The organism is Pseudomonas sp. GW822-FHT03F04 (assembly GCF_058801405.1).
Map to the genome: position 1 here is coordinate 571,848 of NZ_JBXANF010000002.1, position 17,103 is coordinate 588,950.

The window sequence follows — 17,103 nt, forward strand, 5'->3', positions numbered from 1 at the left end:
GAGATGACTGCGATGAAAAAGCAGGTTGTGTTGTACAAGAAACTGTCGCCTTCTCTGATGGCGCGTCTGCAAGAGCAGGTCGATGTGACGCTGATCGACAGCCTCGACGCCACTGGCCTGATGAAACTGCGCGACGCCCTGCCCGCCGCCCACGGTCTGCTTGGCGCCAGCCTGAAACTGGACGCGGCGCTGCTCGATCTGGCGCCGCAGCTTGAAGCGATTTCTAGCGTCTCTGTCGGCGTCGACAACTACGACATCGACTACCTGAGCCGGCGCCGGATCCTGCTGACCAACACCCCGGACGTGCTCACCGAAACCACCGCCGACACCGGTTTCGCGCTGATCCTGGCCACCGCCCGGCGGGTGGTGGAACTGGCGAACATGGTGCGCGGCGGTCACTGGCACCGCAGCATCGGCCCGGCGCATTTCGGTACCGATGTGCACGGCAAGACCTTGGGCATCATCGGCATGGGGCGGATCGGTGAGGCGTTGGCGCAGCGCGGGCATTTCGGATTTGGCATGCCGGTGATCTATCACAGTCAGTCGCGCAAACCGGCGGTTGAAGCGCGGTTCGATGCGCAGTACCGCAGCCTGGAGGATCTGTTGCAGCAGGCGGACTTCATCTGCCTGACGTTGCCGCTGACTGCACAGACAGAAGGCTTGATCGGCGCCGAACAGTTCGCGTTGATGCGCCCGGAAAGCATCTTCATCAACATCTCCCGGGGCAAGGTGGTGGACGAAGCCGCGATGATCGAAGCGCTGCGGCATAACCGGATTCGCGCGGCGGGGCTGGATGTGTTTGAACGCGAGCCGCTAAATCACGATTCGCCGTTATTGCAGTTGAACAACGTCGTGGCAACGCCGCACATGGGCTCGGCAACCCACGAAACGCGCGAAGCCATGGCGCGGTGTGCGGTGGAGAATCTGTTGGCGGCGTTGGCGGGTGAAAGGCCCGCCAACCTGGTGAATCCCCCGCGATGATCGAGGTCAGGCGCTGCGCACTTGCAAAAGTTGCGCAGCGCACAAGGCAATCCTTGAACACGCATCCGCCAGTTTCACCCGATCCACCACCAGCCCGATGCGAATATGCCCCGCCGCACTCGGCCCGAACGCCTCACCGGCCAGCACAGAAACCCCATACCCCTCCAGTAATTGCTCGGCAAAGTCCTGCGCGCCGATCCCGGTCTGGCGCACATCGACCATCACGAACATCCCGCCATCCGGTTTGATCGGGTACAACCCCGGACAGCCGCGCAACCGTTCGCACACCAGATCCCGGCGCAAACGGTATTCCTCGCGCATCTGCGTCACTTCCGGCAGATCCCTCTCCAGCGCCACTTGCGCCGCTTTCTGCACAAAGTCCGGCAGACCGAACAGCATGCTCAGCGACAGATTCACCAGATGTTCGGCCAAGGGTTTGGGGCCGATCATCCAGCCTATGCGCCACCCGGTCATGGCGTGGGATTTGGACAGGCTGTTGATGGTCGCGGTGCGCTCGGCCATGCCCGGCAGGCTCGCCGGGCTGACATGCTCGCCTTCGTATAACAATTCGCTGTAGACCTCATCGCTGATCAGCCACAAATCATGGCGGATGCACAGTGCCGCCAGCTCCTGCCAGATCAACAGCGACAGACTGGCGCCGGAGGGATTGTTGGGACTGTTGAGCAATATGGCCCGAGTCTTCGAGGTGATTCGCGCCGCAACATCCACCGGATCGACGCGAAAGCCGTTTTCCGGCCGTACCGGCACCGGCACGACTGTTGCGCCACAGGCACCAAACACGCCTTCGTAGGTGACATACATGGGTTCGGCGACGATGACTTCATCGCCCGGATCGAGCAGACACTGCGCCACCGAATACACCGCGCATTGCGCACCGGGCAGCACGATCACATGCTCGGCATCGACATCCTGGCCGCTGCGTCGCCGATGGCGCTCGGCAATCCGCTTGCGCAGCTCCAGCCGGCCACGCACTTCGGAATAATGGGTATCGCCTGCCAACAGGCTGTCGATGGCGCCGTGGATGATCGGCAGCGGCGTATCGAAATCCGGATCACCCACAGACAGCAGCAAGACATCAATGCCCCCGGCGCGCAGCTCCAGCGCTCGGTCGTGAATCCGCCAGGCCGCTGCTCCCTCCCCGGCGATTCGTTGGGTCAAGGCTGAATAGCGCATGTACGTCTCCTGATTGCGCGGTCTCCAGCCTTCACCCTAGGTCAAATCACAAACCGCGCCACCATCGCATTCAAATCCACCGCCAGACGCGACAGTTCATGGGTCGCGGCGCTGGTCTGGTTGGCGCTGGCGGCCGATTGGGTGGCCAGGTCGCGGATGTTGACCAGGTTGCGGTCGACTTCACGGGACACCTGCGCCTGCTCTTCCGAGGCACTGGCGATCACCAGGTTGCGTTCGTTGATCTGGTTGATCGACTGGGTGATCTGCTCCAGTGCGACGCCAGCGGCGCGGGCCATTTCAAGAGTGGACTGGGTGCGCTGGTTGCTTTGCTGCATCGACTCGACCGCTTCGCCGGTGCCGTTCTGGATGCCGGCGACCATTTTTTCGATTTCCTGGGTCGATTGCGCGGTGCGATGAGCCAGTGCGCGAACTTCGTCCGCTACCACGGCGAAACCGCGTCCGGCTTCACCGGCACGGGCTGCTTCGATGGCGGCGTTGAGCGCCAGCAGGTTGGTCTGTTCGGCGATGGCGCGGATCACGTCCAGCACCTTGCCGATGTCGCGGCCCTGAGCCGCCAGGCCTTCGATCATTTGCGCGGTGTTCTGCACGTCGTGGGTCATGGTCTGGATCGCGTCGACGGTTTTCACCACCTGATCGCGACCTTCGCGGGCGGCGTGGGTCGACTGGTTCGACGCTTCGGAGGTCGACACCGCGTTGCGTGCGACCTCTTCCACCGCTGCGGTCATTTCGTTGACGGCGGTGGCGGCCTGTTCGATTTCGTCGTTCTGCTGTTGCAGGCCACGGGACGCTTCTTCGGTCACGGCGCTGAGTTCTTCGGCAGCGGCGCCCAGTTGCGTGGCGGAACCGGCAATCTGTTCGATGGTTTTACGCAGGTTGGCCTGCATCGCAGCCAGGGCTTCGAGCAGACGCGCCGGTTCGTCCTTGCCGTCAATTTCGATGGCTTTGGTCAGGTTGCCGCCAGCAATGGTTTGCGCGGCAGCGACGGCACGGTTCAACGGGGTAACGATGCTGCGGGTCAGCAACCAGGCCAACAACACCGTGGCAAATGCTGCGAAGACCGCCACGATGACAATGCCGGTGATCGCGCTGTCGTAATGTTCACCGGCCTGAATGGACGCGTCCTTTGCACCCGCGGCATTGATCGCAATCAGTTTGTTGAGCTGCTCGCCCATCTGGTCGGTGCCGTCCTTGATCTTCGTGTTGATCAGGGTGCGCATGTCCTCGACCTTGTCCTGACGCGACAAGTCCATCATCTGGTTCTGGGCTTGCAGGTAGTTGTCCAGGGTCGTCGCGAAAGCCTGGTATTGCGCGCGCTCTTCACTCTCGGCCGGCAATGCGGCGTAGGCGGCCTGAGCGCTGCGTACCTTGTCCACCAGCACGCCGATGCGAGTCTGTGCTTCTTGCAGGCCGGCAGCGTCACGGTTGACCAGAATGCGGAACGACAGGATCCGCAGTCGCAAGACGTTTTCCGTCACCACGCCAAGGTAAGTGACGCTGGGCAACTGATTGGTCTGCATTTCGACAGAGGCCTGGCGGATGACCGACATGCGGTTGACGGCGAACACGCCGAGCACGATCACCAGCAGGGCAATAAAGGCAAAACCGAGGAAGGCACGGGGCGCGATATTCAGATTACGCAAGGACATAGGAAGGCTCTCGGAAAGTCGAAGCTAAGAGCATCCATGCCGTAATCACTGGCCCGCGAGGGCGGGCTTCAGTCCGGCGTCACTGTTTGTGGAGGTCTTGTGCGCGCCTGATCTTTATATCGGCCAGGCTTGAGGAATTTTGCAGGTAAAGAACAAATATTTTTCAAATTATTGCGAGTGTTTCGCTATTGAAACACCCGACGTTTTAGATGATGGGTGACAGGTCAGTCCGGAGTCGCCATGCGCCAGACGCGGGCAATGTCCGTAGCGCGCTCGCGCAGCAGACGCGGTGCTTCGGCGCAGGCTTGTTCCAGCGTCATCGGACCGCTGGTGACGGCGAATGCGGCGTCGATGCCGTGACCGTAGAGTTCTTGATAGCCCTCGCCGAGGGTGCCGGCAATGACGATCACGGGTACACCGTGTTGCTTGGCGATCCGTGCCACGCCAAACGGGGTTTTGCCGCGCAAGGTCTGCGCATCGAAGCGCCCTTCCCCGGAGATCACCAGATCTGCGCCTTTCACTGCATCGGCCAGCCCGACCAATTCGGCAACCACTTCAACCCCGGCCTGGAACCGCGCGCCGAGAAACGCTTTGGCTGCAAAACCCAGTCCGCCCGCTGCACCGCTGCCCGGCTCATCACGAACGTCTTTATCCAACGCTTGCGCGCAGAGTTCGGCGAAGTGGCCCAGCGCCTGATCCAGTTGCTGCACTTGCGCGGGTGATGCGCCTTTCTGCGGGCCGAAAATCGCCGAGGCGCCGTGGGGGCCGCATAGCGGATTGTTGACGTCGGCGGCGATGTCGAAACGGACTTGCGCCAGACGCGGGTCCAGTTCATTGAGGTCCAGTTTGGCGAGTTGCGCCAGCGCGAGGCCGCCCGGCACCAGTGATTGCCCTTGAGCGTCCAGCAACTTCACGCCCAGCGCCTGCATTGCACCAGCGCCGCCGTCATTCGTGGCGCTGCCGCCGATGGCGAGGATCACCCGTTGTGCGCCGGCATCCAGCGCTGCGCGGATCAATTCGCCCGTGCCGAAGGTACTGCTGATGCACGCATCGCGTTGCCCCGGCGGCACCAGTTGCAGACCACTGGCCTCGGCCATTTCGATGATCGCGGTGTGGTTATGCGGCAACCAGCCCCACGCCGCTTCAACCGCCGCGCCCAACGGACCACGCACGCGGGTGCGGCGCAGTTCGCCTTCGCAGGCGGCGAGAATCGACTCCACCGTGCCTTCGCCACCGTCGGCCATCGGGCATTTGACCAGCGTCGCCTGCGGCCAGACCTGCGCCAGACCCAGCGCAATGGCTTCTGCAACGCCTTGGGCACTCAGGCTGTCCTTGAACGAATCGGGGGCGATGACGATTTTCATGCGAATTCTCCAGTTCCAATGCCCCTCATGCTGCCAGTCGCTTTGCGCGTTGACGCCTGTCCGCTGCACAAGTTGGATAGGCGTTTATTGTTCATTTCGACAAATCGTCAGTCTGCGGCAGCAATTGCACACCCAGATACAGCGCCAACATGCCGTCGAGCCTCAGCGGATCGACCCCGCTCAACTCGGCAATTCGCTCCATCCGATAGCGCAGGCTGTTGCGGTGAATCCCCAACGCATCCGCGCAAGCCTGGCTCTGCCCGTCGTGATCGCACCAACTGCGCAGGGTCGCGAGCAACTGGCCGTTGTTGTCCTTGGCGATGACCTTGCGCAACGGTTTGAGCAGTTCATCCAGCGCATCATCGTTGCGATGGCGCCAGAGCATGACCGGCAAGCGATAGCGATTGAGAGTCAGCAGCCGTGAACGGGGCAACACTTCGCGGCCATAGGCGAGCAAGTCGCCGACCCGTCGATAGCAACGGCGCAACCCGGCCAGCCCATCGGCCTGTCCACCGACGGCGATGCGCAGGATGTTCCAGCCCAGGCCATCGAGTTTTTCCAGCAAACGATCATGCTCGACGTTCTGACTCGCTGGCCGGCACCACAGCAGTGACGACTTCGCGGAACTCACGCACCAGCTGTCCGGATAGCGCGTCATCAACCAGGCACTCAGCGCCTCGACGGTCTGCCCCGGCCCATGCTCCAGACCCAATTCAAACAGATAGGGCACCCGCGTCAGTTGCGGTTTCAGCCCGAGTTGCTGAGCTTCATCGACCAAACGCGGCGAGTCCCCAGCTTCGCTCAACAGCAACGCGAGCAAGTCATCGCAGCGTTGTCGCCGCCACTGCTGCTCGGATTGCTGATTGCGCTGGCCAACGAGCATTTCAGCCGTCATGCGCACCAGCTCGGCGTAAGTGCGCAATTGCTCCGGCTCACCGGTGATCCCGAGCACACCGATCAAACGCTGATCGAGCAGCAACGGCAGATTGATCCCCGGCTGCACGCCTTTCAGATGCACCGCCGTCTGCGCGTCAATCTCCACTACTCTCCCGTTGGCCAGCACCAGTTGCGCACCTTCGTGACGGGTGTTGATCCGCTCCGGCTCGCCGCTGCCGAGGATCAGCCCCTGGCTGTCCATGACGTTGACGTTGTACGGCAAAATGGCCATGGCCCGGTCGACGATGTCCTGGGCGAGGTCGTGATCGAGTTCGAACATAAGGGCTGGAATCCTTGAAAACAGGCGCGGACGGTTGTTCACCCGCACAGGGTCTGGCGGCAAACCCTGTGCTCAGGCACAAAGACAATCCGGCCAAAGGTGGCCGAGACTCTCAGGGCGATCAACGTTACCCTTTGCATCGCAAAAAATCATAATAAAGAGAGAGCCGCCATGTCGCAGAGCGCCGCTGCCGCCCAGACCATCGATGACGATAAAAATGCCGTCTACAAACGCATCACCCTGCGTTTGATCCCCTTCATCTTCATCTGCTACCTGTTCAACTACCTCGACCGGGTCAACGTTGGATTCGCCAAACTGCAGATGCTTGACGCGCTGAAATTCAGCGAAACCGTGTACGGCCTTGGTGCCGGTATCTTCTTCATTGGCTACGTGCTGTGCGGCGTACCGAGCAACCTGGCCCTGACCAAATTCGGTCCACGGCGCTGGATTGCCGTGATGATGATCACCTGGGGCACGCTGTCGACCTGCCTGCTGTTCGTCACCACGCCGACCGAGTTTTATACCTTGCGCCTGTTCACTGGCGCCGCCGAAGCCGGGTTCTTCCCGGGCGTGGTGCTCTATCTCTCGCAGTGGTTCCCGACCTTTCGCCGTGGCCGGATCATGGCGCTGTTCATGTCGGCGATCCCGGTGTCGGGCCTGCTCGGCAGCCCGTTTTCTGGCTGGATCCTGAATCACTTCGCTGCGGGCCAAGGTGGCCTTGCCGGTTGGCAGTGGATGTTCCTGCTGCAAGGTATTCCGACCGTGATACTGGGCGCACTCGCCTACTTCCTGCTCAGCGATAACTTCGCCAACGCCAAATGGCTGACCCCGCATGAGCGTTCGGTGCTGGAAGCGGATCAGGCGGAAGACCTGGCGAACAAGCCGAAAACCACTTCCGATTCGCTGATTGCGGTGTTCAAGAACCCGGCGATCTGGGCGTTTGGCTTGATCTACTTCTGCATCCAGAGCGGCGTGTACGCGATCAACTTCTGGCTGCCGTCGATCATCAAGAACCTCGGTTTCAGCGATAACCTGGTGATTGGCTGGTTGAGTGCGATTCCGTATCTGCTGGCGGCGGTGTTCATGCTGGTGGTCGGGCGTTCGGCGGACTTGCGTAAAGAACGTCGCTGGCATTTGGTGGTGCCGATGTTGATGGGCGCCATCGGCCTGTTGATCGCGGTGAACTTTGCGGCGAATCCGGCGATTGCGATTCTCGGTCTGACCATCGCGACCATGGGTGCGTTGACCGGTCTGCCGATGTTCTGGCCGGTGCCGACGGCCATGCTGAGCGCAGGTGCTGCGGCGGGCGGGTTGGCGTTGATCAACTCCATGGGGCAGATGGCCGGGTTCCTGAGCCCTTACCTTGTGGGTTGGGTCAAGGACAGCACCGGCTCGACCGATGCGGCGCTTTATCTGCTGGCGGGTGTGATTGTTGGCGGGAGTTTGCTGGCGTTGCGGATGACGCGGACGTTGCGGGCCTGATTGCTGGCGAACACACAAAAACGGCCCACTTCGGGCCGTTTTTTATTGGTGCTCTACGATCGTTCAGGGCCGGGCTTCAGCCGCCGTATCCAGATTATCCAGCACCCGATTGACCGCCAGTTCCGCCAGCATGATCAGTTGCCCAATGCCCAGCAGGACATGCCGCTGCGGCGCATCGATCATCCCGGCGAAATCGCTGGCCATGGTTTTGGCGGAGGTCAGGGTTTCGCAGGCGTCGGCCAACAGTTCTTCGCTTGGAATGCCGGGGGCGATGAGGTAGCGGGCGTTGGGTTTGAGCAGCGGTTTTCTGGGGTGGAACGGATTGAGGTAGTGATCGAGCGCGCGTTCGGCGGCTTCGTGGAATTTCTTGGAGTCGAGGGTTTCGTAGGGCGAGGTGGTGTCGGTTTCGGGTGGGTTGGGTGTTGGTTTGATCATAAGTGAATCTCCAGATACAAGATTGGAGCCATCACCTTCGCTACCAAACGATTGGGTGGCGGCCATACGAAGGTTGGTAGACCGGTGATCTGGCAAACCGGCGCGCCCGAAGACGCCCTACGCATGGCCACCATAAAAACAGAAAAAACTCTGAATATAGGTGCGCTATGCGCCAGATTAAAACCGGGCTACCAAACCCGATCGCTGTTCTTTTCAGCGACGGGACAACGATAAAACCCGGCCCTTAAGCGCACAAGCCGGCGGATTCTGGCTTAGTCGTAGGCAACGGCGCAAGGTTGTGTAGCCTGCGGTGCGTGTCTGGACGTGTCCTTTAAACGCCACGATTAAACGCTCACAAGATCCCCGTTTTCGCATCCAGTTCCAGCACCAACCCGCCCGGCATCTGCACAAAAATCTGCCAGATCCCGTCCTCCGGCACCTGCGCCACCTGATACGGCAACCCACTGCCCTGCACCCGCTTCAAAACCACCGCCGCGTCTTCATCCGTACGAAACGCAATATGACTCAATGCCGCCTCATCCAGCGCCGGCTGTTCAATCACATGCACCAGCGCCTCCCCATCCTGATACAACCAGCGCCCGGGAAACGGAAACGGTGGCCGACGCCCCGGCGTCAATCCCAATAACCCGCCGAAAGCGTCCTGCAGCGTCTGCCCGTCAGCGGTGTTGAAGGCGAGATGATCGAATGTCCACGTCATGTCTGTCTCCTGCGGTTATTCAGGATTCCAGTATCTGCGCTTGCCAATCCCGGAAAAATCCCGCAAAACGCCAAGGATCTTTAAAGGATTTTTACCAATGAGCTCGATTCTGGATCTTGAGATCTTCGTCCGCACCGCCGACTCCGGCAGCATTTCCGCCGCCGCCCGGGCGCTTGAGCTGACGCCGGCCGCCGCCAGCATCGCGTTGAAACGCCTGGAAACCCGCCTCGGCATCCGCCTCTTCGCCCGCTCGACCCGCAGCATGCGCCTGACCGAAGAAGGCCGGCGCTATCTGGAAAGCGTGCGCTTGGCACTGGCCACACTGGCCGAGGGCGAACAGGCGCTGAAGCAGCAAACCGAGGGTCTGAGCGGCGTGCTGCAACTGGCGGCGCCGTCGGACTTCGGGCGCAATGTGTTGCTGCCGTGGCTGGACGATTTCAAGCGCGAGCATCCGCACATTCAGCTGCAATTGCTGCTCAACGACCGGCATGCGGACCTGTTTCGCGAAACAGTAGATGTGGCGCTGCGCTTTGGCGTGCCGAGCGATTCGACGCTGGTGGCGTTGCCGATTCTGCCTGAGCATCGTCGTCTCGCCTGCGCCAGCCCTGCGTATCTGGAGCGCCACGGTACACCGCAAAATCCTGCCGACTTGAGCGAGCACAGCGCCCTGCTCTACCTGCGCAACGGTCGGCCCTATAACACCTGGCGCTTCCATCGCGACGACGAAACGGTCGAGGTCGAAGTACGCGGCGACTATCTCAGCGACGACGGCGAAGTCGCCCGCCGCTGGGCGCTCGCCGGGCACGGCATCGCCTACAAGGCCTGGCTCGACGTCGCCGAAGACGTGCGTGCCGGGCGGCTGCTGACGCTGTTCGATGACTGGCTCGGCGAGAGCGTGCCGTTTAATCTGCTGTGCCCGCACCGGGTGCAGGTGTCGGAACGGGTGAAGGTGCTGCAGGCGTTTTTGCGCGAGCGTTGCGAGGCGTTGCGCCGATAAATTCACTTTGCCGTACCGGGCGCTTCTGGTATTTGATGGAAGCTTTCCCACCGACAAAAGGATTTCGGCATGAGCTATCGCACACTGGGTCACTCGGGGTTGCAGGTGTCCACCCTCACCCTCGGCACGATGATGTTCGGCGAGCAGACCAGCGCAGAAGACTCGCTGCGCATCATCGACAAGGCCTGGGATCAGGGCATCAACTTCATCGACACCGCCGACGTCTACACCAACGGCCGCTCGGAAGAGATCGTCGGCGAAGCCATCGCCCGTCATCGGCATGAATGGGTGCTGGCGACCAAGGTCGGTTTCGGCCCGGTGGATGGCGTGCCGAACCGCAGCGGTCTGAGCCGCAAGCACATCTTCAATGGTCTGGAGGCCAGCCTGACCCGGCTCGGCACCGACTACCTCGACATCTATTACCTGCACCGCGAAGACCACAACACCCCGCTGGAAGTGACGATTTCGGCGATTGGCGATCTGATTCGCCAGGGCAAGATCCGTTATTGGGGCCTGTCGAACTATCGCGGCTGGCGGATTGCCGAGGTGATTCGCGTAGCGGACAAACTCGGCGTCGATCGCCCGGTGATCAGCCAGCCGCTGTACAACATCGTCAACCGTCAGGCCGAAACCGAGCAGATCACCGCCGCCCAGACTTACGGCCTTGGCGTGGTGCCTTACAGCCCGCTTGCCCGTGGCGTGCTCAGCGGCAAGTACGCACCGGACGTGACCCCGGACGCCAACAGCCGTGCCGGGCGCCAGGACAAACGGATTCTGGAAACCGAATGGCGGGTGGAGTCGTTGCGCATTACCCAGCAGATTCAGCAATACACAAAAGAGCGTGGGGTCGGGATTGTCGAGTTTGCGATTGCCTGGGTGTTGAACAACGGCGCGGTGACGTCGGCGATTGTCGGGCCGCGCACTGAAGAACAGTGGGATGCGTACACCAAGGCGCAGGCGGTGAAGATCACGGCGGAGGATGAGGCATTTATCGACTCACTGGTGACGCCGGGGCATGCGTCTACGCCGGGGTTTAATGATGTGAGCCATTTTGTGCCGGGGCGTAAACCGCATCAGGCTTAAGCACCTATGCTTCGACACAGGTCCCTGCTCTCACAGGACCTGTGTCGAATGTTGGAAATATTGATCACTCGGCCAATATTCAGCACAAAAACCACGTATCCTGCGCGCCCCGTTTGACCATCACCCCCGCGAGGACAGTTTGTCTAAAGGCATTGCTCTATCGGTGACAGCATCGACGCTGTTTGCCGTCATGTATTACTACACCTCGTTGCTCACCCCGTTGAGCGGCGTGGAAATCTTCGGTTGGCGGATGCTGCTGACCGTGCCCTGCATGACCGTGTTCATGTTGTTGTCCGGCGAATGGCGGCGGGTGCTGGAGTTGCTGCGCCGGATCCCAGCGCTACCGAAGTTGATCGGTGGCCTGATCGTTTCGGCAGCGTTGCTGGGCGTGCAGTTGTGGTTGTTCATGTGGGCGCCGCTCAATGGCTACAGCCTCGATGTATCGCTGGGCTACTTCCTGCTGCCGCTGGCCATGGTGCTGACCGGGCGCATCGCTTATGGCGAAAGCCTGTCGTACCTGCAAAAAGTCGCAGTGTTTTTTGCCAGCCTCGGCGTGTTGAACGAGTTGTATCAGGTCGGCGGGTTTTCCTGGGCGACGCTGGTCGTAGTCGTCGGCTACCCGTTGTATTTCGTGCTGCGCAAATACCTCAAGACCGACAACCTCGGCGGCTTGTGGGTCGACATGACGCTGATGCTGCCGGTGGCGTACTGGTTTGTGCGCGGCGGCGAACAGGGTTTTGGCGTGTTCGATCAGTATCCGGCGCTGGCGTGGCTGATTCCGCTGCTCGGCCTGATCAGTGCATCGGCGCTGGTGGTGTACATCATTGCCAGTCGCCTGTTGCCGTTCAGCCTGTTCGGTTTGTTGAGTTACGTGGAGCCGGTGTTGCTGCTTGGAGTGGCGCTGCTGCTCGGCGAGAGCATCAAACCCGGTGAATGGCTGACCTACATCCCGATCTGGCTCGCAGTGGTGGTGCTGGTGTTTGAAGGGTTCAAGCATCTGATGCGCCAGCGGCGCCCGTAAGACGCGCAATAAAAAGCCCGGCCTGCAACATTGCAGGCCGGGCTTTTTTACATCCGCAGGTTACTCGGTAGCGAGTACGCCACGACGCACCTGGTCACGCTCGATCGATTCGAACAGTGCCTTGAAGTTGCCTTCGCCGAAACCATCGTCGCCTTTGCGCTGGATGAATTCGAAGAACACCGGGCCCATCAGGGTTTCCGAGAAGATCTGCAGCAGCAGACGCTTGTCTTCTTTGTCCGATGCACCGTCGAGCAGGATGCCGCGCGATTGCAGCTGATCAACCGGCTCGCCGTGGTTCGGCAGACGGCCTTCGAGCATTTCGTAGTAGGTGTCCGGCGGCGCGGTCATGAAACGCATGCCGATCTTCTTCAACTGATCCCAGGTCTTGACCAGGTCATCAGTGAGGAACGCCACGTGCTGGATGCCTTCGCCGTTGAACTGCATCAGGAACTCTTCGATCTGCCCGGCGCCCTTCGACGATTCTTCGTTGAGCGGGATGCGGATCATGCCGTCCGGCGCGGTCATCGCTTTCGAGGTCAGGCCGGTGTATTCGCCCTTGATGTCGAAGTAACGGATCTCGCGGAAGTTGAACAGCGTCTCGTAGAACTTGGCCCAGTAGGCCATGCGGCCGCGATATACGTTGTGAGTCAGGTGGTCGATGATCTTCAGGCCGGCACCGACCGGGTTGCGGTCAACGCCTTCGATGAACACGAAGTCGATGTCATAGATCGAGCTGCCTTCGCCGAAACGGTCGATCAGGTACAGCGGCGCGCCGCCGATGCCTTTGATCGCCGGCAGGTTCAGTTCCATCGGACCGGTTTCGATGTGGATCGGCTGGGCGCCGAGCTCCAGCGCGCGGCTGTAGGCTTTTTGCGAATCCTTGACCCGGAACGCCATGCCACACACGGACGGGCCGTGTTCAGCCGCGAAGTACGAAGCAACGCTGTGGGGTTCGTTGTTGAGGATCAGGTTGATCGCGCCCTGGCGATACAGGTGCACGTTCTTGGAACGGTGGGTCGCGACCTTGGTGAAGCCCATGATCTCGAAGATCGGCTCCAGGGTGCCAGGAGTCGGCGATGCGAACTCGATGAACTCGAAGCCCATCAGGCCCATTGGGTTTTCGTATAAATCTGCCATGGTTGGCGCCTCATCATTCTTATCAATTAACCAGAGTTATTTGTCAGTAATGCTGAGACCGGTGGGTGGCGCACAGGAGATGCCACGCACACTGCGGGCGAGGAAGTCACCGTAGATCAGTTGAAACCCGAATATCTTCATTGTCGACCCAAGGCTCTTGCGGGCGAGGCTTCTGCTGCCAGAAGACGATTATTATTGTATGCGTAACCCGATTCTACACAGCGTAAATAGGGTTGTCTGCCCTCTCTATAAAATCCGCTTTTTTCGGCCCGGTGCAAGGGGTTTGTTGCACAGCCAGATGCCCGCCAGAACCAGCACGCCGCCCAGGCACATCGGCATCGTCAGTTGCTCGCCCAGCAGGATTGCACCGGCCAGCACGGCGGTCAGCGGGTTGAGCGCAATGAACACGCCGGAGCGGGTCGCACCGATTTTGCGGATGCCATCGTAGTAACCGATGTAGGCCAGCGCCGAGCCCAGGCCCCCGAGATAGATCAGGCTCAGCCACTGCGTCATCCCCAGACTGGCCACCGACGCCACGCTCACTTCGCCACGAACGGCAGCCAGTGCCCAGAGCATCAGCGTGCCGAGCAAAATCGAAAAGGTCACCGTCTGCAATGGGCCGATGCTCTGGTTGAGACGGCGGGAGAACAGCGAATAAACACCCCAGCTCAACACGCAGCCAAGAATCAGCAGGTCGCCGATCCAGGCGTCTGGCGTTGCGGCCAGCAATTGCGGATTGCGACTGACGATCACTACACCCGCACCACCGATGCAAACCAGGATGCCGATGACTTTCAATCGACTCAGGCGCTCCTTGAACAGCAACCATGACGCCAGGCCAATCACCGCCGGATTCAACGCAACGATCAAAGAGGCCCGCGATGCATTGATGTATTGCAAGCCGTAAAAGAAGCACAGGTTGTAGAAGAAAATCCCGAAGAACCCCAGCGATGCCAGTTGCAGCCATTGCCCCGCCGTCGGCCGTGCGAAGGGAATCCGCGCCAGCCACAAAAATCCAAGCAGCGCAACGCTGGCCAGCAAGAACCGAAGACTGGCAGCGAAGATCGGACTCAGACTGCCGGCCAGAAACCGCCCGGCCACCCAAGTCCCGCCCCAGATCATGCTGACCATGGCGAGGTTCAGATAGACGGGCATGTCCGAGGCGACCGGACGAATGGATTCATGACTGTTCATAACACTCCCGACGATGAAACTGACGAATGACGTATCATTCGACTGATTCAACATCATCGTAAAATGAGTCTTTACTCATGACCCTGACCCAACTCGAGATCTTTTCGCTGGTGGCCGAGCTACGCGGCTTCACCCTCGCCGCTCATCGCCTGGGGATTTCACAGTCGGCGGTGTCCCACGCCTTGAAGTCGCTGGAGCAGGAACTGGGCGTCGAATTGCTGCGCCGGCATCAATCGCACGTGGAGCTCAGCGACATTGGCGAACAATTGCTGTTGCGCGCACGGGCCATGCTCGGGCTGGCCAACACATTGCGTCAGGAAGCCGCCGATGCGCGGGGCATGAAACGCGGCACGTTGCGTATCGGCTCGTTCGGCCCGACGTCTTCGATCAGGTTGCTGCCGAACATTCTTCGGCATTACCGCGAGGCGCATCCGGGCATCGAGGTGCACATCGACGAAGGGCCGGATCGGCAAGTGGTCCAGTGGCTTGAGGAGCGGCGGATCGATATCGGCTTCGTGGTCCTGCCTGAAGATCGATTCGACACGTTTGCCCTGGTGGAAGATCAGATGGTCGCCCTGCTCCCTCTCGATCATCCGCTGGCGACTCGTGACACGTTGACCCTGAAGGAGCTGTGCAACGACCCGTTCGTGCTGACCGAGGCGGGTTCCTCGGAGTTGGTATCGCGGATGTTCAACGCAGCAAAGTTGAGCCCGAATATCCGCTACCGCTGCTCGCAGTTGCTGAGTACCCTCGACACCGTGGGCCGGGGCGATGCCATTACCGTCGTGGCCGAAGGTTTTCTGCCGGTTGAGGCGGATCCGCGCTACGTGAAGCGACCGCTGTCACCCATCGTGCAACGACAAGTCGGTCTGGCCGTGCTTGATCAACGTCAGGCTTCACCCGCCGCCCTGGCCTTTATCCAGCTGGCGACACGGCTGGATTACCGATGAGCGGCACAAGCGCCATCGGCCATCTATCATGGGCACAGAGCAAATGCTTTCCGGAAGGTGCCCCGTTGCCCCGTCTGCAATCGAGAATCCCATTTCATCGCGACAGGATGCGCCCATGCCGCTGACCGCCCGGCCCCGCCGCAAACGCAGCACCCGAATCATTGTGACACTGCTTTGTGGCGCGCTTCCGATCATCATCGGCAGCGTCATTCTCCACATGCAGGCCGAACGCACACTCCAGCAGAGCTCCCGGGAAACCGCCAACGAAGCCCTGCGCCAATTCGAACTGATGCTCGACAACACCGCCCAGGCCGCGCGTGATTTGCTGCCGCTGGCAGGCCAGACGTGCGAAAACGTCAAACTGGCCTTGCGCGAACAGGTAACCCGCCGCCCGTTCGTTCGCTCGACCAACCTGGTGTGGGACAACAACCTCTACTGCAGTTCGCTGTTCGGCGACTTCAAGGAAGCGGTCAATCCCGGCGATTATGCCCAGGGCAAGTTGTGGCTCATGAACGGCAACCCGGTCACGCCTGACACCGCGCTGCTGGTGTATCGGCTGAGCGACGGTCGTGGTGGCGCACTGACCACACTGGACGGTTATCACTTGAGCAATATTCTGCGGCTGATCGGACGGCAGACATTGCTGTTGCTGCAAGTGGGCAACACCTGGCTTTCCGCCGACGGCAAAGTGCACCAAGGCCCCCTGCCCGAGTTGCCGGTTGCGCAAAGTACCTTGAACTCATCGCACTACGCTTTCACGGTGTCGGCCGGTTTCCCTGAAGGTGAAACCTGGCGGTACATGAGCAACGAATACCCGCCGTTGTTCAGCCTGCTGATGTTTTTTGGCGCGGTGTCCGGCGCGATCGGCTACAGCATGCAAAGACGCTCTACGTCGCCGAGTCACGAAATGCTTCGTGCACTGGAAGCGGGGGAATTCATTCCGTACTTTCAACCGGTAGTGCATGGCGACAGCAAACAATGGTCAGGCACTGAAGTGTTGATGCGCTGGAAGCATCCCAAAGAAGGCCTGGTGCGTCCGGACCTGTTCATACCGTTTGCCGAACACTCCGGGCTGATCGTGCCGATGACCCGTTCATTGATGCAACAGACCGCCGTTGCACTCGGGCCGCTGTCGTCTTCCTTTGTGGCGCCTTTTCACATCGGCATCAACATTACGGCCAGTCACTGCCAGGATCTGGAGTTGCTGGAAGATTGCCGCGAGTTTCTGGCGGCATTCGCCCCCGGCAGCATCAGTCTGGTGCTGGAGTTGACCGAGCGCGAGTTGATCGAGCCCACCGACATCACCCATCAACTGTTTGCACAACTGCGCGCCATGGGCGTGAAGATCGCCATCGACGACTTCGGCACCGGTCATTCGAGCCTGGGTTACTTGAGAACATTCAATGTCGACTTCCTGAAGATCGACCAGACATTTGTCGCCATGATTGATAAGGACGCCCTGTCCCGCCACATTCTGGACAGCATCATCGAACTGTCCGCCAAACTGGACCTTGGCACGGTAGCCGAAGGCGTGGAAACACAGACCCAGGCAGATTACCTGACCGCGCACCACGTCAACTTTCTGCAAGGCTATCTGTTTGGCAAACCGATGTCGGCCGCAGACTTCATCGACGCATTAACTCACCATTAACTAATCGCGATAA

At 60.4% G+C, this 17,103-nt stretch carries 15 protein-coding genes; 7 read left to right on the forward strand and 8 right to left on the reverse strand.

The genetic code is table 11. The features are described from left to right. Positions 1-12: 12 nt before the first annotated feature. A complete protein-coding gene (locus AC1RMX_RS06245) occupies positions 13-981 on the forward strand; it encodes a 2-hydroxyacid dehydrogenase (RefSeq protein ID WP_096821610.1) in 969 nt (322 codons plus the stop codon). Positions 982-987: 6 nt separating this feature from the next. On the opposite strand, the gene AC1RMX_RS06250 is transcribed toward AC1RMX_RS06245, so the two are convergent. The 4 genes from AC1RMX_RS06250 to AC1RMX_RS06265 form a co-directional block, all read right to left on the reverse strand. After that, positions 988-2,175, reverse strand: a complete 1,188-nt coding sequence (locus AC1RMX_RS06250; protein WP_096821505.1) for a pyridoxal phosphate-dependent aminotransferase — start codon at positions 2,173-2,175, stop codon at positions 988-990. A 41-nt stretch (positions 2,176-2,216) separates the two neighbouring features. Beyond that, entirely contained in the window at positions 2,217-3,842 is a 1,626-nt protein-coding gene (locus AC1RMX_RS06255) for a methyl-accepting chemotaxis protein (protein ID WP_493071061.1), read from the reverse strand. Positions 3,843-4,066: 224 nt separating this feature from the next. Continuing rightward, on the reverse strand, positions 4,067-5,206 hold the full coding sequence (locus AC1RMX_RS06260; protein WP_493071063.1) for a glycerate kinase: 1,140 nt from the start codon (positions 5,204-5,206) through the stop codon (positions 4,067-4,069). Positions 5,207-5,297: 91 nt separating this feature from the next. Further along, positions 5,298-6,422: a sugar diacid recognition domain-containing protein gene (locus AC1RMX_RS06265; protein WP_096821508.1), complete on the reverse strand. Its 1,125-nt coding sequence runs from the start codon at positions 6,420-6,422 to the stop codon at positions 5,298-5,300. 171 nt (positions 6,423-6,593) lie between these two features. On the opposite strand from AC1RMX_RS06265, the gene AC1RMX_RS06270 reads away from it, so the two are divergent. After that, positions 6,594-7,904: an MFS transporter gene (locus AC1RMX_RS06270; protein WP_096821509.1), complete on the forward strand. Its 1,311-nt coding sequence runs from the start codon at positions 6,594-6,596 to the stop codon at positions 7,902-7,904. 63 nt (positions 7,905-7,967) lie between these two features. On the opposite strand, the gene AC1RMX_RS06275 is transcribed toward AC1RMX_RS06270, so the two are convergent. Both AC1RMX_RS06275 and AC1RMX_RS06280 read right to left on the reverse strand, forming a co-directional pair. Next, positions 7,968-8,339 (reverse strand): DUF6124 family protein, encoded by a 372-nt coding sequence (locus AC1RMX_RS06275; RefSeq protein ID WP_493071066.1) that lies wholly within the window; start codon positions 8,337-8,339, stop codon positions 7,968-7,970. Between the two features lie 352 nt (positions 8,340-8,691). Further along, positions 8,692-9,057, reverse strand: a complete 366-nt coding sequence (locus AC1RMX_RS06280; protein ID WP_493071068.1) for a VOC family protein — start codon at positions 9,055-9,057, stop codon at positions 8,692-8,694. Positions 9,058-9,154: 97 nt separating this feature from the next. Between AC1RMX_RS06280 and AC1RMX_RS06285 the strand changes: the two genes are divergently transcribed. The 3 genes from AC1RMX_RS06285 to rarD all read left to right on the forward strand — a co-directional run bounded on the left by AC1RMX_RS06285 (position 9,155) and on the right by rarD (position 12,158). After that, complete coding sequence (locus AC1RMX_RS06285) at positions 9,155-10,054, forward strand: LysR family transcriptional regulator (protein ID WP_493071070.1); 900 nt, start codon at positions 9,155-9,157, stop codon at positions 10,052-10,054. 69 nt (positions 10,055-10,123) lie between these two features. Next, a complete protein-coding gene (locus AC1RMX_RS06290; RefSeq protein WP_493071072.1) occupies positions 10,124-11,137 on the forward strand; it encodes an aldo/keto reductase in 1,014 nt (337 codons plus the stop codon). A gap of 139 nt (positions 11,138-11,276) precedes the next feature. Further along, on the forward strand, positions 11,277-12,158 hold the full coding sequence (gene rarD, locus AC1RMX_RS06295) for an EamA family transporter RarD (protein ID WP_096821514.1): 882 nt from the start codon (positions 11,277-11,279) through the stop codon (positions 12,156-12,158). A 60-nt stretch (positions 12,159-12,218) separates the two neighbouring features. On the opposite strand, the gene hppD is transcribed toward rarD, so the two are convergent. Next, positions 12,219-13,295, reverse strand: coding sequence for a 4-hydroxyphenylpyruvate dioxygenase (gene hppD, locus AC1RMX_RS06300; RefSeq protein ID WP_493071075.1), 1,077 nt, complete (start codon positions 13,293-13,295; stop codon positions 12,219-12,221). 246 nt (positions 13,296-13,541) lie between these two features. Next, the gene (locus tag AC1RMX_RS06305) at positions 13,542-14,489 is read right to left on the reverse strand and encodes a DMT family transporter (RefSeq protein ID WP_493071077.1); all 948 of its coding nucleotides are present in this window, start codon (positions 14,487-14,489) and stop codon (positions 13,542-13,544) included. Between the two features lie 77 nt (positions 14,490-14,566). Between AC1RMX_RS06305 and AC1RMX_RS06310 the strand changes: the two genes are divergently transcribed. Both AC1RMX_RS06310 and AC1RMX_RS06315 read left to right on the forward strand, forming a co-directional pair. Beyond that, entirely contained in the window at positions 14,567-15,439 is an 873-nt protein-coding gene (locus AC1RMX_RS06310) for a LysR family transcriptional regulator (RefSeq protein WP_493071079.1), read from the forward strand. Positions 15,440-15,554: 115 nt separating this feature from the next. Then, entirely contained in the window at positions 15,555-17,090 is a 1,536-nt protein-coding gene (locus AC1RMX_RS06315; protein WP_096821519.1) for an EAL domain-containing protein, read from the forward strand. Positions 17,091-17,103 lie beyond the last annotated feature (13 nt).

Coding starts and splice junctions, on each gene's coding strand:
- AC1RMX_RS06245 (WP_096821610.1), top strand. CDS start 13: ATGAAAAAGCAGGTTGTGTTGTACAAGAAACTGTCGCCTTCTCTGATG.
- AC1RMX_RS06250 (WP_096821505.1), bottom strand. CDS start 2,175: ATGCGCTATTCAGCCTTGACCCAACGAATCGCCGGGGAGGGAGCAGCG.
- AC1RMX_RS06255 (WP_493071061.1), bottom strand. CDS start 3,842: ATGTCCTTGCGTAATCTGAATATCGCGCCCCGTGCCTTCCTCGGTTTT.
- AC1RMX_RS06260 (WP_493071063.1), bottom strand. CDS start 5,206: ATGAAAATCGTCATCGCCCCCGATTCGTTCAAGGACAGCCTGAGTGCC.
- AC1RMX_RS06265 (WP_096821508.1), bottom strand. CDS start 6,422: ATGTTCGAACTCGATCACGACCTCGCCCAGGACATCGTCGACCGGGCC.
- AC1RMX_RS06270 (WP_096821509.1), top strand. CDS start 6,594: ATGTCGCAGAGCGCCGCTGCCGCCCAGACCATCGATGACGATAAAAAT.
- AC1RMX_RS06275 (WP_493071066.1), bottom strand. CDS start 8,339: ATGATCAAACCAACACCCAACCCACCCGAAACCGACACCACCTCGCCC.
- AC1RMX_RS06280 (WP_493071068.1), bottom strand. CDS start 9,057: ATGACGTGGACATTCGATCATCTCGCCTTCAACACCGCTGACGGGCAG.
- AC1RMX_RS06285 (WP_493071070.1), top strand. CDS start 9,155: ATGAGCTCGATTCTGGATCTTGAGATCTTCGTCCGCACCGCCGACTCC.
- AC1RMX_RS06290 (WP_493071072.1), top strand. CDS start 10,124: ATGAGCTATCGCACACTGGGTCACTCGGGGTTGCAGGTGTCCACCCTC.
- hppD (WP_493071075.1), bottom strand. CDS start 13,295: ATGGCAGATTTATACGAAAACCCAATGGGCCTGATGGGCTTCGAGTTC.
- AC1RMX_RS06305 (WP_493071077.1), bottom strand. CDS start 14,489: ATGAACAGTCATGAATCCATTCGTCCGGTCGCCTCGGACATGCCCGTC.
- AC1RMX_RS06310 (WP_493071079.1), top strand. CDS start 14,567: ATGACCCTGACCCAACTCGAGATCTTTTCGCTGGTGGCCGAGCTACGC.
- AC1RMX_RS06315 (WP_096821519.1), top strand. CDS start 15,555: ATGCCGCTGACCGCCCGGCCCCGCCGCAAACGCAGCACCCGAATCATT.